Annotated in this window: 15 protein-coding genes; 13 read left to right on the top strand and 2 right to left on the bottom strand. The window is 55.3% G+C overall.

Annotated elements, in window-relative coordinates:
• Positions 1 to 174 precede the first annotated feature (174 nt).
• The 8 genes from HV213_RS19905 to nei are packed head-to-tail and all read left to right on the top strand — an operon-like array spanning position 175 to position 6,491.
• The gene (locus HV213_RS19905) at positions 175 to 918 is read left to right on the top strand and encodes a type 2 GTP cyclohydrolase I (protein WP_110277319.1); all 744 of its coding nucleotides are present in this window, start codon (positions 175 to 177) and stop codon (positions 916 to 918) included.
• A 15-nt stretch (positions 919 to 933) separates the two neighbouring features.
• Positions 934 to 1,590: a 5-oxoprolinase subunit PxpB gene (gene pxpB / locus HV213_RS19900; protein ID WP_181483012.1), complete on the top strand. Its 657-nt coding sequence runs from the start codon at positions 934 to 936 to the stop codon at positions 1,588 to 1,590.
• The gene (pxpC, locus tag HV213_RS19895; protein ID WP_181483011.1) at positions 1,584 to 2,516 is read left to right on the top strand and encodes a 5-oxoprolinase subunit PxpC; all 933 of its coding nucleotides are present in this window, start codon (positions 1,584 to 1,586) and stop codon (positions 2,514 to 2,516) included. Before pxpB ends, pxpC begins: the two co-directional genes overlap by 7 nt.
• Entirely contained in the window at positions 2,506 to 3,252 is a 747-nt protein-coding gene (pxpA, locus tag HV213_RS19890) for a 5-oxoprolinase subunit PxpA (protein WP_112214483.1), read from the top strand. The genes pxpC and pxpA overlap by 11 nt, the downstream gene beginning before the upstream one ends.
• 59 nt (positions 3,253 to 3,311) lie before the next feature.
• Positions 3,312 to 4,037, top strand: a complete 726-nt coding sequence (locus HV213_RS19885) for a DUF969 domain-containing protein (RefSeq protein WP_181483010.1) — start codon at positions 3,312 to 3,314, stop codon at positions 4,035 to 4,037.
• Positions 4,034 to 5,029: a DUF979 domain-containing protein gene (locus HV213_RS19880; protein WP_181483009.1), complete on the top strand. Its 996-nt coding sequence runs from the start codon at positions 4,034 to 4,036 to the stop codon at positions 5,027 to 5,029. The genes HV213_RS19885 and HV213_RS19880 overlap by 4 nt, the downstream gene beginning before the upstream one ends.
• Positions 5,030 to 5,038: 9 nt before the next feature.
• Complete coding sequence (pcp, locus tag HV213_RS19875) at positions 5,039 to 5,683, top strand: pyroglutamyl-peptidase I (protein WP_181483008.1); 645 nt, start codon at positions 5,039 to 5,041, stop codon at positions 5,681 to 5,683.
• Positions 5,684 to 5,699: 16 nt separating this feature from the next.
• The gene (nei, locus tag HV213_RS19870) at positions 5,700 to 6,491 is read left to right on the top strand and encodes an endonuclease VIII (protein ID WP_181483007.1); all 792 of its coding nucleotides are present in this window, start codon (positions 5,700 to 5,702) and stop codon (positions 6,489 to 6,491) included.
• 124 nt (positions 6,492 to 6,615) lie between these two features.
• Here nei and HV213_RS19865 read toward each other — a convergent pair whose 3' ends face one another.
• Positions 6,616 to 7,899: a citrate synthase gene (locus HV213_RS19865; protein WP_181483006.1), complete on the bottom strand. Its 1,284-nt coding sequence runs from the start codon at positions 7,897 to 7,899 to the stop codon at positions 6,616 to 6,618.
• Between the two features lie 211 nt (positions 7,900 to 8,110).
• On the bottom strand, positions 8,111 to 8,215 hold the full coding sequence (locus HV213_RS33780) for a hypothetical protein (protein ID WP_420915780.1): 105 nt from the start codon (positions 8,213 to 8,215) through the stop codon (positions 8,111 to 8,113).
• Between the two features lie 322 nt (positions 8,216 to 8,537).
• Between HV213_RS33780 and sdhC the strand changes: the two genes are divergently transcribed.
• From sdhC to sucA, 5 genes are all read left to right on the top strand, one after another.
• The gene (gene sdhC / locus HV213_RS19860; RefSeq protein WP_004130523.1) at positions 8,538 to 8,942 is read left to right on the top strand and encodes a succinate dehydrogenase cytochrome b556 subunit; all 405 of its coding nucleotides are present in this window, start codon (positions 8,538 to 8,540) and stop codon (positions 8,940 to 8,942) included.
• Positions 8,936 to 9,283: a succinate dehydrogenase membrane anchor subunit gene (sdhD, locus tag HV213_RS19855; protein WP_041144632.1), complete on the top strand. Its 348-nt coding sequence runs from the start codon at positions 8,936 to 8,938 to the stop codon at positions 9,281 to 9,283. The genes sdhC and sdhD overlap by 7 nt, the downstream gene beginning before the upstream one ends.
• Positions 9,283 to 11,049: a succinate dehydrogenase flavoprotein subunit gene (gene sdhA, locus HV213_RS19850; protein WP_110277309.1), complete on the top strand. Its 1,767-nt coding sequence runs from the start codon at positions 9,283 to 9,285 to the stop codon at positions 11,047 to 11,049. The genes sdhD and sdhA overlap by 1 nt, the downstream gene beginning before the upstream one ends.
• A gap of 15 nt (positions 11,050 to 11,064) precedes the next feature.
• Positions 11,065 to 11,781, top strand: coding sequence for a succinate dehydrogenase iron-sulfur subunit SdhB (sdhB, locus tag HV213_RS19845; protein WP_110277308.1), 717 nt, complete (start codon positions 11,065 to 11,067; stop codon positions 11,779 to 11,781).
• Between the two features lie 504 nt (positions 11,782 to 12,285).
• Entirely contained in the window at positions 12,286 to 15,093 is a 2,808-nt protein-coding gene (gene sucA, locus HV213_RS19840) for a 2-oxoglutarate dehydrogenase E1 component (RefSeq protein WP_110277307.1), read from the top strand.
• Positions 15,094 to 15,107: the final 14 nt, after the last annotated feature.

Raw genomic sequence — 15,107 nt, 5'->3', positions numbered from 1 at the left:
TTAATATGCTGTAATAATGCATAAATATACACGAATGCGCGAAGGGAGGAGTAGACAAATCGCGGGATTTTGCTAAAAGTCAAAACAGACGCCGAAGCGGCAGAACTATCGACGGAGCGGGCGGATAACGCTATGTTATTCCTTTGCATTACACGAAGACCTGATGGAGCGATAATGAAAAATAGCGAACTGGAACAACTGATTAATGAAAAATTGAATAGCGCGGCCATCAGCGATTACGCACCCAATGGGTTACAGGTGGAAGGGCGTGAGACGGTGCAAAAAATCGTGACCGGCGTGACCGCCAGCCAGGCGCTGCTTGATGAAGCCGTGCGCCTGGAGGCCGATGCGGTGATTGTTCATCATGGTTATTTCTGGAAAGGCGAATCGCCCATTATTCGCGGCATGAAGCGCAACCGTCTCAAAACGCTTCTGGCCAACGATATCAACCTCTATGGCTGGCACCTTCCGCTCGACGCTCACCCGGAGCTGGGTAATAACGCTCAGTTGGCTTCATTACTTGGCATTAATGTGATGGGCGAAATCGAGCCGCTGGTGCCGTGGGGCGAACTGTCGATGGCGGTATCCGGGCTGGAGCTGGCCTCGTGGATTGAAGCACGGCTGGGGCGTAAACCGCTGTGGAGCGGTGATACCGGGCCGGACAAAGTGACCCGCGTGGCGTGGTGCACCGGCGGCGGCCAGAGCTTTATCGATAGCGCGGCCCGTTTTGGCGTTGATGCGTTTATTACCGGTGAAGTTTCGGAGCAAACCATCCACTCGGCGCGCGAACAGGGGCTGCATTTCTATGCCGCCGGCCATCATGCCACCGAGCGCGGCGGTATTCGCGCGTTAAGCGAATGGTTGACGGAAAACACCGAACTGGATGTCACGTTTATTGATATTCCGAACCCGGCTTGATGAACGGAGGCAAAAGTGCAGCGAGCGCGTTGTTATTTGTTAGGTGAAACGGCAGTCGTACTGGAGCTTGAACCTCCGGTGACGCTGGAGAGTCAGAAACGGATCTGGCGTTTAGCCCAGCGGCTGATTGGTCATACCGAGGTGGTGGAAGCCGTTCCGGGCATGAACAACATTACCGTGATATTGCGTAACCCCCAGCGAACGGCGTGGGATGCGATTGAGCGTTTACAGCTCTGGTGGGAGGAGTGCGACACGCTTGAGCCAGAATCGCGGGAGATTTCGGTTCCGGTGGTTTACGGCGGCGAAGGGGGGCCGGATCTGGGAGAGGTGGCTCGCCACAGCGGCCTGAGCGAAAAGCAGGTAGTTGAACTGCACTCGTCGGTGGAGTACGTGGTGTGGTTCCTCGGCTTCCAGCCGGGCTTCCCGTACTTTGGCGGCTTGCCGGAGCAGCTGGCGATGCCGCGCCGGGCGGAGCCGCGTCTGCTGGTGCCCGCCGGTTCTGTCGGTATCGGCGGGGCGCAAACCGGGATCTATCCGCTGGCCACGCCGGGCGGCTGGCAGCTTCTGGGCCATACGCCGCTGGCGCTGTTTGATCCGAAGCGCAAAGAACCGGTGCTGCTGCGTTCCGGTGACAGGGTGCGTTTCGTGCCGCAAAAGGAGGGCGTATGTTGAAGATTATCCGTGCCGGGATGTATACCTCGGTACAGGACGGCGGGCGTGAAGGGTTACGCCAGCTGGGCATCAGCCGCTGCGGCGCGATGGATAAACCGGCGCTGGTTATCGCCAATCTGCTGGTCGGTAATGGGGCCAACGCCGCAGCGCTGGAAATCACCCTGGGTCAGGTGGATATTCAGTTTGCCCGCGATGCCTGGTTTGCATTGACAGGTGCCGCCTGCGAAGCGACGCTGGATGGTCAACCGGTCTGGCTGGGCTGGCGCGTGGCAGCAAAAGCGGGTCAACGATTGGTGCTCAAAACGCCGCGGATCGGCATTCGTAGCTATCTGGCGGTGGCGGGAGGGATTGCGGTACCGAAAGTCCTCGGCTCGCGCAGTACCGATCTGAAAGTGGGAATTGGCGGCCTTGAGGGGCGACGATTGCAGGACGGTGACCAGCTAAAACTGGGGAAATCGTCAAAACAGTTTAGCGCTGCGCGTGGCGTAAAACAGTTGCCTGTGGGTAACTGGATCCGTGCCTTGCCGGGCCCGGAGTACCATGAGTTTGATAGTGCGTCTCAGCAAGCTTTCTGGCGCTCGCCGTGGCAGCTTAGCCCGCAGAGCAACCGCATGGGCTATCGCCTGCAAGGGCAGCCTTTGGTGCGTACCACCAACCGGGAGATGTTTTCCCACGGCCTGCTGCCCGGCGTGGTGCAGGTTCCGCATAACGGCCAGCCTATCGTGCTGATGAACGATGCGCAGACTACCGGCGGCTATCCGCGCATTGCCAGCATTATCGAAGCCGATATGTATCAGCTGGCGCAAATACCGCTCGGCCAACCGATTCACTTTGTCCCCTGTACGCTGGAAGAGGCGCTGAAAGCCCGCGCCGATCAGCAGCGTTATCTGGAGCAACTGGCGTGGAGACTGAACGATGAAAATTGATTTGAATGCCGACCTCGGCGAAGGCTGTGGTAACGACAGCGCGTTATTACAACTGGTCTCGTCCGCCAATATCGCCTGCGGCTTCCACGCAGGGGATGCGGTGATGATGCATCAGTGCGTCCGTGAAGCGCTAAAGTACGGCGTTGCCGTGGGCGCGCATCCCAGCTTTCCAGACCGGGAGAATTTTGGTCGCACGGCCATGCAGTTGCCGCCGGAGACGGTTTATGCGCAGACGCTGTATCAGGTTGGTGCGCTGGCGGCGATGGTTCGCGCGGAAGGCGGCACGCTCCAGCACGTCAAACCTCACGGAATGCTCTACAACCAGGCGGCAAAAGACCCGCAGCTGGCGGACGCTATCGCCAGAGCGGTCCGCGATCTCGATTCGGCGCTGGTGCTGGTGGGGCTGGCGGGCAGTGAACTGATCCGCGCCGGGCAGCACTATCGCCTGACCACGCGGCAGGAAGTTTTTGCCGATCGCGGCTATCAGGCTGATGGCAACCTGGTACCGCGCACGCAGCCGGGGGCGCTTATCGATAGCGAAGAGCAAGCGCTGGCGCAGACCCTGGAAATGGTGCAACACAATCGGGTGCGCAGCGTCACCGGAGAATGGGCGCATGTGATGGCAGAAACCGTCTGTTTACATGGCGACGGGGAACATGCATTAGTTTTTGCGCGCCGCTTGCGTGCGGCGTTTGCCGGGCGCAATATACAGGTCAGCGCTGAAATAGAAGAATAAAAACAATATTATCAGTTAGTTAACAACAAACAACAATTCACAACATACAGGATGTTTCTATGGGAGAGTCAGTATCCCTCTGGCCGTTGATCGGTATTGCTGCGATCGTGGTCGGATTCGTTTTGCGTTTTAACCCGGTGCTGGTGGTGATTGTCTCCGGCATAGTCACTGGCCTGGCGGCCCATATGCCGGTTGCCACCATTTTTGAAAAGCTGGGTGAAGGGTTCCTTAATACCCGCAACCTACCGCTTATCCTGCTGTTGCCGCTGGCGGTTATTGGCCTGTTGGAGCGGCACGGCCTGAAAGAACGTGCGCAGGCGTGGATCGCGAAGATCCAAAGCGCTACGTCTGGTCGTCTGCTGATCGTCTACTTGTTTATCCGTGAAGTGACCGCCGCGCTCGGGTTGACCAGCCTGGGTGGTCATCCCCAAATGGTGCGCCCGCTGCTGGCGCCGATGGCGGAGGGGGCTGCGGAGAAAGTCCACGGGCCGCTGCCCGGCGCAATTCGCTATCGTTTACGCGCCATGTCGGCCGCGACGGATAACGTCGGGTTGTTTTTTGGTGAGGATATCTTCGTCGCCTTCGGTGCGATTATCTTTATGCATAACTTCATGCTGGAGTCGGGCGGTATTCAGACCGAACCGCTGCATATCGCCCTGTGGGGGATCCCAACGGCGGTCTGCGCCTTCTTGATTCACTCCGCACGCCTGTGGCGGCTGGATCATCAGTTACAGCGTGAATTGAAGAAGATCAATGCTGGCCGGACTGAAGGCGGTGCAGCATGAACTTCCAACAAAACTATCTCTACTGGCTTGCGGGAGTCATTCTGCTGATTGTGGCGGTGATGTCATGGCGGGATAAAGCGAATCCGCGCCGTCTGACTACCGGTTTGTTCTGGGGTCTGTACGGTGTTGTATTCCTGTTTGGTGACTGGACATACCAACTGTTCGGCGATAAACGCACCGTTAATATTGCCGTTGGCGGCGTGGTGGTGGTGCTGGCGCTTATTGCCGGTTTTGGCGGCGTGAAGCTGGGAAAATATCATCAACGTTCGCCTGAAGAGCGTACTGAGAGCGCGACCCGCCTCGGTAACCGACTGTTCTATCCGGCACTGGCGATTCCAGTGGTGACGGTCGTCGGCGTCTTATTGTTTAACAATGTGCCGTCGTTACAAGTGATGGTATTTGGCGCGGGTAACCACTCTACGCTGATTACTCTCTTCTCAATGACGCTCGGAACGTTGATCGGTCTGGCGATGGCTATTCGAATGACCCATGAAACGGCGGCGCAGCCGTTACAGGAAGCGCGTCGTCTGCTGGATTCGGTCGGCTGGGCGTTTATTTTGCCGCAGATCCTCGCGGTTCTCGGGCTGCTGTTTACCGCTGCGGGCGTTGGCAATAGCATCTCCTGGCTGACGCAGAACTATCTGGCGGTAGACAGCCGGTTTATCGCCGTTGCCGTCTATACCATTGGCATGGCGCTGCTGACGATGATCATGGGTAACGCCTTTGCCGCGTTCCCCATTATTACCGCGGGGGTCGGCATTCCCATTCTGGTGCTTCAGCATGGCGGTAACCCGGCGGTGATGGCGGCGATTGGTATGTTCTCCGGCTATTGCGGCACCCTGATGACGCCAATGGCGGCCAACTTTAATATCGTTCCGGCAGCGTTACTGGATCTGCCGGATAAAAATGCGGTCATTAAGGCGCAGATACCGACTGGCGTACTGCTGCTTACCGTTAACGTCTTTTTGCTCTATTTCCTGATGTTCCTGTAAGGAGGGATCATGGCTGGCGTATTGATTACCGGTTTCGAGCCGTTTGGCGGCGAGGCGGTTAACCCTTCGTGGGAAGTGGTAAAGCAACTGGATGGCGTTATTATTGCCGGACAACCCGTGGTGGCGCGGCAGCTGCCGTGCGTATTTGGTGAGGCCCTCACGGTATTAAATGCCGCGCTCGATGAGCTGGATCCCGTCTTGACCCTTGCCGTTGGGCAGGCGGGAGGACGCGTTGATATTACCGTCGAACGGGTGGCGATTAACGTCGATGATGCGCGGATCCCGGACAATAAAGGTTTGCAGCCGATCGACGTGCCGATTGTTGCCGATGGTCCAGCGGCCTACTTCAGCTCGTTGCCGATCAAAGCGATCGTCTCCGCGCTACGTGGTCGGGGGATCCCTGCATCGGTGTCGCAAACGGCGGGAACCTTTGTCTGCAACCATGTGATGTACGGTCTGCTGCATGGACTGCGTGCAAAGGCAGGTGCAAAGGGTGGCTTTATCCATATTCCGTATCTGCCGGAGCAGGCTGCGGCTCATCCCGGTGAAGCGAGCATGGCGGTAGATACGGTGCGTGCGGCGCTGGAAACGGCTATCGCTGTTGCCCTGCAACAGGGCGATGACGTGAAAATCGGTGGCGGCGCCACGCACTAAACAGAAGGACATGATTATGCCGGAAGGCCCGGAAATCCGCCGCGCGGCGGATAGCCTGGAAGCGGCGATCAAAGGCGAGCCCCTCACGCGAGCGTGGTTCGCCTTTCCGCAATTACAATCTTATCAATCTCAACTGGTCGGTCAGCAGGTAACGCGCATTGAAACTCGCGGTAAGGCGCTGTTGACTCATTTCTCCGGTGGGCTGACGCTTTATAGCCATAATCAGCTGTACGGCGTCTGGCGGGTGGTCGAGGCTGAGTCTCAGCCAGAGACGACCCGCATTCTGCGCGTCAGGCTACAGACGGCGCACAAGGCCATTTTGCTCTATAGCGCCTCCGATATTGAGATGCTGACCCCGGAACAGCTCGCTCAGCATCCGTTTTTGCTGCGGGTGGGGCCGGATGTGCTCGATATGACCCTCACTGTTGAACAGGTCAAAGAGCGGCTTCTGTCGACGAAATTTCGCAACCGTCAATTCTCCGGGCTGCTGCTGGATCAAGCGTTTCTTGCGGGATTGGGAAATTATCTGCGCGTTGAGATCCTTTGGCAGGTGGGATTAACCGGGCGTCATAAAGCCTCAGAGCTGGATGATAAACAGCTTGAGGCGCTGGCCCACGCGCTGCTCGATATCCCACGTTTGTCTTACAATACGCGCGGTCTGGTGGATGAAAATAAGCATCACGGCGCACTGTTTCGTTTTAAGGTTTTCCATCGTGAAGGGGAAGCCTGCGAGCGCTGCGGCGGGATTATCGAGAGAACCATGCTGTCATCAAGGCCGTTCTACTGGTGCCCGGGGTGTCAGCACTAGCTATATGCCTGTTTTTGGTGGCCCGTGCAAACGAAGTGCCACCGGGCAATTCCAGCCAGGTGCAGTTTGTCAGCCATAAAAAAACGCGCCGTCAGGCGCGTTTTTTATCTTCACAATATCAGGCTTAGTATTTGATATCGTTTTTGAAATCGCGTTTTTCGTAGCCGGTGTACAGCTGACGTGGACGGGCGATTTTCATGCCATCGGTGTGCATTTCGTTCCAGTGTGCAATCCAGCCCACGGTACGCGCCATCGCGAAGATAACGGTAAACATGGAAGATGGGATACCCATCGCTTTCAGAATGATACCGGAGTAGAAATCGACGTTCGGGTAGAGTTTCTTCTCGATGAAGTACGGGTCGTTGAGCGCAATGTGCTCAAGCTCCATCGCCACTTCCAGCAGATCGTCTTTGGTACCCAGTTCTTTCAGCACTTCATGGCAGGTTTCACGCATCACGGTGGCGCGCGGGTCATAGTTTTTATAAACACGGTGACCAAAGCCCATCAGGCGGAAAGAGTCATTTTTGTCTTTTGCACGACGCACAAATTCCGGAATGTGTTTAACCGAGCTGATCTCTTCCAGCATTTTCAGCGCTGCTTCGTTGGCGCCGCCGTGTGCCGGTCCCCACAGGGAAGCAATACCCGCAGCGATACAGGCGAACGGGTTCGCGCCAGAAGAGCCTGCGGTACGCACGGTGGATGTTGAGGCGTTCTGTTCGTGATCGGCATGCAGGATCAGGATACGGTCCATGGCGCGTTCCAGTATCGGGTTCACTTCATACTTTTCACACGGCGTGGAGAACATCATATTCAGGAAGTTACCCGCGTAGGAGAGGTCATTGCGCGGATAAACGAAAGGCTGGCCGATTGAATACTTGTAACACATCGCCGCCATAGTCGGCATTTTGGAAAGCAGGCGGAATGCGGCGATATCGCGGTGGCGTGGGTTATTCACATCCAGCGAATCGTGATAAAACGCAGCCAGCGCACCGGTGATACCGCACATCACGGCCATCGGGTGAGAGTCGCGACGGAATGCGTGGAACAGACGGGTGATCTGCTCGTGAATCATGGTGTGGCGGGTAACGATAGTTTTGAATTCGTCGTACTGGGCCTGGTCCGGTTTTTCACCGTTCAGCAGGATGTAGCACACTTCCAGGTAGTTGGAATCGGTCGCTAACTGATCGATCGGGAAACCGCGGTGCAGCAGGATACCTTCATCACCATCGATAAAGGTGATTTTAGATTCACATGATGCGGTTGAGGTGAAACCAGGGTCAAAAGTAAATACGCCTTTTGAACCAAGACTACGAATATCAATAACATCCTGACCGAGAGTGCCTTTTAGCACATCCAGTTCAATAGCAGTATCACCACCCAGGGTGATTTTTGCTTTAGCATCAGACATTTATGGTCTCCTTAGCGCCTTTATTGCTTAAGGCTGCCGGGTGGTGGATTTGCATTCGGCCCGTAGCGGATGACGTTACCAGTTTGTTATGTTGCACATCGCTCTGCGTCGCGAAAAGGGCAGGGTACAGAGCAAGGGCGCTTGATGGTAAGTCTTCCGTCTACGTTGAAACAACAGCAAATCAGCGTTTTAGCAGCCCGAATTTTATAAACTATATACCACTAATAACTGTCCTGATTACATCGGTCAATACTCTCTCACTGTTACATAACTTATTCGCAGGTAAAAGAGTGACCCCATAACTTTTGCCTATCATCGCATTTATCTGGTAATGGTTGTAACAATAATGTTTAATATTTGTCAAATCAGATGATTAAATTTTAAAAATATGTTTTTATCGTGACATTGATCACTGTTCGGGAGAAAACCCGACAAACTATATGTAGGTTAATTGTAATGATTTTGTGAACGGCCTATACTGCCGCCAGGTCTCCGGAACACCCTGCAATCCCGAGCCACCCAGCGTTATTTTGTCAGATTTGAACTCTTGAAAAGGGGTTTTAATATGACTTCAGGTTATAGATAAGGACGCTGTCTGACCCGCAAGCAGACCGGAGGAAGGAAACAATAAGAACAGCATGTGGGCGTTATTCATGGTAAGAAATGTGAAAAAACAAAGACCTGTCAATCTGGATCTACAAACGATCCGGTTCCCAATCACGGCGATAGCGTCCATTCTCCATCGCGTATCCGGAGTGATCACTTTTGTGGCGGTCGGGATTCTGCTTTGGTTGTTGGGCACCAGCCTTTCCTCTCCCGAAGGTTTCCTCACGGCGGCATCCATCATGGATAGCTTCTTTGTGAAGTTCATCATGTGGGGCATTTTAACCGCGCTGGCTTATCACGCAGTGGTGGGTATTCGCCATCTGCTGATGGATTTTGGCTATCTTGAAGAAACCCTCGAAGTAGGGACACGCTCCGCCAAGATTTCTTTTGTTATTACTGTCGTGCTTTCACTTCTCGCAGGAGTACTCGTATGGTAAGCAACGCCTCAGCACTAGGACGCAACGGCGTACATGACTTTATTCTGGTCCGTGCTACCGCCATCGTCCTCACCCTATACATCATCTACATGGTCGGCTTCTTTGCCACCACCGGTGAAATTTCATGGGAAGTCTGGACGGGCTTTTTCTCCTCCGCGTTCACTAAAGTCTTCACCCTGCTGGCTCTCGTCTCCATTCTGATCCACGCCTGGATCGGTATGTGGCAGGTGTTAACGGACTACGTTAAACCACTGGCTGTACGTTTGGTTCTGCAACTGCTTATCGTGGTTGCGCTGGTGGCTTACGTTCTTTATGGATTTGTTGTGGTGTGGGGTGTGTAATGAAATTGCCTGTCAGAGAATTTGATGCAGTTGTGATTGGTGCCGGTGGCGCAGGTATGCGCGCGGCGCTGCAAATTTCCCAGAGCGGCCAGACCTGTGCGCTGCTCTCCAAAGTTTTCCCGACCCGTTCCCATACCGTTTCCGCACAGGGTGGCATCACCGTGGCGCTCGGTAATACCCATGAAGATAACTGGGAATGGCACATGTACGACACCGTAAAAGGGTCGGACTATATTGGTGACCAGGACGCCATTGAATATATGTGCAAAACCGGTCCGGAAGCGATTCTTGAACTGGATCATATGGGGCTGCCGTTTTCTCGTCTCGACGATGGCACCATCTATCAACGTCCGTTTGGCGGCCAGTCGAAAAACTTCGGTGGCGAGCAGGCGGCACGTACCGCAGCGGCGGCTGACCGTACTGGTCACGCCTTACTGCACACGCTGTATCAGCAGAACCTGAAAAACCACACCACTATTTTTTCTGAGTGGTATGCGCTGGATCTGGTGAAAAACGCCGATGGCGCTGTGGTCGGTTGTACCGCCCTGTGTATCGAAACCGGTGAAGTGGTCTACTTCAAAGCCCGCGCCACCGTGCTGGCGACCGGCGGCGCAGGCCGTATTTACCAGTCCACCACCAACGCGCATATCAACACTGGTGACGGTGTTGGCATGGCTATCCGCGCCGGTGTGCCGGTGCAGGATATGGAGATGTGGCAGTTCCACCCAACCGGTATCGCCGGGGCAGGGGTTCTGGTCACCGAAGGCTGCCGTGGTGAAGGCGGATACCTGCTGAATAAACACGGCGAGCGCTTTATGGAGCGCTATGCCCCGAATGCGAAAGACCTGGCGGGTCGTGACGTGGTGGCGCGTTCCATCATGATCGAAATCCGCGAAGGCCGCGGCTGCGACGGTCCGTGGGGCCCGCACGCCAAACTGAAACTCGACCATCTGGGTAAAGAAGTTCTCGAATCCCGTCTGCCGGGTATCCTTGAGCTCTCCCGTACCTTCGCCCACGTTGATCCGGTGAAAGAGCCGATTCCGGTCATTCCAACCTGCCACTACATGATGGGCGGTATTCCGACCCGCGTAAGCGGCCAGGCGCTGACCGTGAACGAGCAGGGTGAAGACGTGGTGATTCCGGGGCTGTTCGCGGTGGGTGAAATCGCCTGCGTATCGGTCCACGGCGCTAACCGTCTGGGCGGCAACTCGCTGCTTGACCTGGTGGTCTTTGGCCGCGCGGTTGGTCTGCATCTGCAAGAATCTATTGCTGAGCAGGGCGAACTTCGCGATGCAACAGAAGAAGAGATTGATGCTTCTCTGGAGCGCCTGAACCGCTGGAACGGCAACCGTAACGGTGAAGACCCGGTCGAAATCCGCAAAGCGCTGCAAGAATGTATGCAGCACAACTTCTCGGTATTCCGCGAAGGTGATGCGATGGCCAAAGGTCTTGAACAGCTGAAAGCTATCCGCGAGCGCCTGAAAAATGCCCGTCTGGATGACACTTCCAGCGAGTTCAACACCCAGCGCGTTGAGTGCCTGGAGCTGGATAACCTGATGGAAACCGCTTACGCCACTGCGGTATCTGCAAACTTCCGTACTGAAAGCCGTGGCGCGCATAGCCGCTTCGACTATCCGGATCGTGATGATGCGAACTGGCTGTGTCATTCCCTGTATCTGCCAGAATCGGAATCCATGACGCGACGTCAAGTCAATATGGAACCGAAACTGCGTCCGGCATTCCCGCCGAAGATTCGTACTTATTAATGCGGAGACAGGAATATGAAACTCGAGTTTTCAGTTTATCGTTATAACCCGGACGTAGACGATGCTCCGCATATGCAGGATTACACCCTGGAAGCGGAAGAAGGTCGCGACATGATGCTGCTCGATGCGCTGATGCAGCTGAAAGAAAAAGATCCGTCGTTGTCGTTCCGCCGCTCCTGTCGTGAAGGGGTTTGTGGCTCCGACGGTCTGAACATGAACGGCAAAAATGGTCTGGCCTGCATCACACCTATTTCCGCGCTGAATAAGCCAGGTAAGAAAATTGTTATCCGTCCGCTACCAGGGTTGCCAGTTATTCGCGATTTGGTTGTAGACATGGGGCAATTCTATGCACAATATGAGAAGATTAAGCCTTACTTGTTGAATAATGGGCAAAATCCTCCGGCTCGCGAGCATCTGCAGATGCCAGAGCAGCGTGAGAAACTTGATGGTTTGTACGAGTGTATTCTCTGCGCATGTTGTTCGACGTCTTGCCCGTCGTTCTGGTGGAACCCTGACAAGTTTGTCGGCCCGGCCGGTCTGCTGGCGGCGTATCGCTTCCTGATTGACAGCCGCGATACCGAAACCGACAGCCGTCTTGAAGGGTTGAGCGATGCTTTCAGCGTATTCCGCTGTCACAGCATTATGAACTGCGTCAGTGTTTGTCCTAAGGGTCTGAACCCGACGCGCGCCATCGGCCACATTAAGTCGATGCTGTTGCAGCGCAGTGCATAAGTAACCCGGACTGTCCCGGATGGCGCTACCGCTTATCCGGGCTACCAAAAGCAGTAACCCCGGTAGCGTTTGTGCCACCAGGAAATGAATACCCTAAATAATTCGAGTTACAGGAAGGCGGCGACGCAGCGAATCCCCAGGAGCTTACTCAAGTAAGTGACTGGGGTGAGTGAGGAAAGCCAACGCACATGTAACTTGAAGTATGAAGGGGATAGCAGGAAATCTTTAAAAACCGCCAAATATGTACCAGTAATCAAGGCGTTCAGAGCGAGGTAAGGCGGCAACTGAACGTATCCCCGGGAGCATAGTGAACTATGTGACCGGGGTAAGTGAAGGCAGCCAACGCAACCGCAGCCTGAACGCCGAAGATTAATGGCAGTTTTTAAAGGTTCCTTAGCGGAAGAAACCACAACTCCTCCGCAAAAAGTGAACCCCGGCACGTACAACTTCTGTGCGTGGTAGTTTCTACGGCGAAATAAGCATATAAATGCTTAAGGGATCACGATGCAGAACGGCGCAATGAAAGCCTGGCTGGACTCTTCTTACCTCTCTGGTTCTAACCAGAGCTGGATAGAACAGCTCTATGAAGACTTCTTAACCGATCCTGACTCTGTTGACGCCAACTGGCGTTCTATGTTCCAGCAGTTACCTGGCACCGGAGTCAAACCGGATCAATTTCATTCCAAAACGCGTGATTATTTCCGCCGCCTGGCGAAGGATGCCTCACGTTACACTTCTTCGATATCCGACCCTGACACCAATGTGAAGCAGGTAAAAGTCCTGCAGCTCATCAACGCATACCGCTTCCGTGGTCACCAGCATGCGAATCTCGATCCGCTGGGACTGTGGCAGCAAGAGAGAGTGGCGGATCTTGATCCGGCTTACCACGATCTGACTGAGGCCGATTTCCAGGAAATCTATAACGTAGGTTCTTTTGCCATCGGTAAAGATACGATGAAGCTGGGCGATCTGGTTTCCGCCCTCAAGCAAACCTACTGCGGCTCCATCGGCGCGGAATACATGCACATTACCTCTACCGAAGAAAAACGCTGGATCCAGCAGCGCATCGAGTCGGTAGCTGGCAAAGCGAGCTTTAGCGCAGAAGAGAAAAAACGCTTCCTGAGCGAGCTGACCGCAGCGGAAGGCCTGGAGCGCTACCTCGGGGCGAAATTCCCTGGCGCAAAACGTTTCTCGCTGGAAGGCGGCGATGCGTTAATCCCAATGCTGAAAGAGATTATCCGCCACGCGGGTAAGAGCGGCACCCGCGAAGTGGTGCTGGGTATGGCGCACCGTGGTCGTCTGAACGTACTGGTCAACGTGCTGGGTAAAAAACCACAGGACCTGTTCGACGAGTTCGCCGGCAAACATAAAGAACACCTCGGCACCGGCGACGTGAAGTACCACATGGGCTTCTCTTCCGATATGGAAACCGAAGGCGGTCTGGTGCACCTGGCGCTGGCGTTTAACCCGTCGCACCTGGAAATCGTCAGCCCGGTGGTTATTGGTTCCGTACGTGCTCGCCTTGACCGTCTGGACGAGCCGAGCAGCAACAAAGTTCTGCCGATTACCATTCACGGTGACGCCGCAGTTACCGGGCAGGGCGTGGTTCAGGAAACCCTGAACATGTCCAAAGCGCGCGGCTATGAAGTGGGCGGTACCGTCCGCATCGTTATTAACAACCAGGTGGGCTTCACCACTTCCAACCCACTGGATGCGCGTTCTACCCCGTACTGCACCGATATCGGTAAAATGGTGCAATCGCCGATTTTCCACGTTAACGCCGATGACCCGGAAGCCGTCGCTTTCGTTACCCGCCTGGCGCTGGATTTCCGCAACACCTTCAAGCGCGATGTCTTTATCGACCTGTTCTGCTATCGCCGTCACGGCCATAACGAAGCCGATGAGCCGAGCGCAACCCAGCCGTTGATGTATCAGAAAATCAAAAAGCATCCGACGCCGCGTAAAATCTACGCTGACAAGCTGGAAGCCGATAAAGTCGCGACGCTGGAAGACGCTACCGAGCAGGTTAACCTCTACCGCGACGCGCTGGATGCTGGCGAATGCGTGGTGCAGGAGTGGCGTCCGATGAACATGCACTCCTTTACCTGGTCCCCGTACCTCAACCACGAGTGGGATGAGAGCTACCCGGACAAAGTTGAGCCTAAGCGTCTGCAGGAGCTGGCTAAGCGCATCAGCACCGTGCCGGAAGGCATTGAGATGCAGTCCCGCGTGGCGAAGATTTACGGCGATCGCCAGTCAATGGCCGCCGGTGAGAAGCTGTTCGACTGGGGCGGCGCGGAAAACCTCGCCTACGCCACCATGGTTGATGAAGGAATTTCCGTGCGCTTGTCGGGTGAAGACTCCGGGCGCGGCACCTTCTTCCACCGCCATGCGGTGATCCATAACCAGAAAAATGGTTCGACTTATACGCCGCTGCAGCACGTTCACAACGGTCAGGGTCACTTCAAGGTTTGGGACTCCGTCCTGTCTGAAGAAGCCGTTCTGGCGTTTGAATACGGTTATGCCACCGCTGAGCCGCGTACCCTGACCATCTGGGAAGCGCAGTTTGGTGACTTCGCCAACGGCGCGCAGGTGGTTATCGACCAGTTCATCAGCTCCGGTGAGCAGAAGTGGGGTCGTATGTGCGGCCTGGTGATGCTGCTGCCGCACGGCTACGAAGGCCAGGGTCCGGAGCACTCCTCCGCGCGCCTGGAGCGTTATCTGCAGCTTTGCGCTGAGCAAAATATGCAGGTCTGCGTGCCTTCAACCCCGGCGCAGGTTTACCATATGCTGCGTCGTCAGGCGCTGCGCGGTATGCGCCGTCCGCTGATCGTGATGTCACCGAAATCTCTGCTGCGTCACCCGCTGGCGGTGTCGAGCATGGACGAACTGGCGAACGGCACCTTCCAACCGGCTATCGGAGAAATCGACGACCTCGACCCGAAAGCGGTGAAGCGCGTTGTGCTGTGCTCTGGTAAGGTTTACTACGACCTGCTGGAACAGCGCCGCAAGAACGACCAAAAAGATGTTGCTATCGTTCGCGTAGAGCAGCTCTATCCGTTCCCGCATCAGGCGGTACAGGAAGCGCTGAAACCTTATGCGCACGTGCATGAATTTGTCTGGTGTCAGGAAGAACCGCTCAACCAGGGCGCGTGGTACTGCAGCCAGCATCACTTCCGCGAAGTGATTCCGTTTGGGGCTTCTCTGCGTTATGCAGGCCGCCCGGCCTCCGCCTCTCCGGCGGTAGGATACTTGTCCGTTCACCAGAAACAGCAACAAGATCTGGTCAATGACGCGCTGAACGTCGATTAATTAAAGGATACATA

Source organism: Klebsiella sp. RHBSTW-00484 (assembly GCF_013705725.1).
GTDB lineage: Bacteria > Pseudomonadota > Gammaproteobacteria > Enterobacterales > Enterobacteriaceae > Klebsiella.
This window is presented reverse-complemented; position numbering and strand designations above follow the sequence as displayed.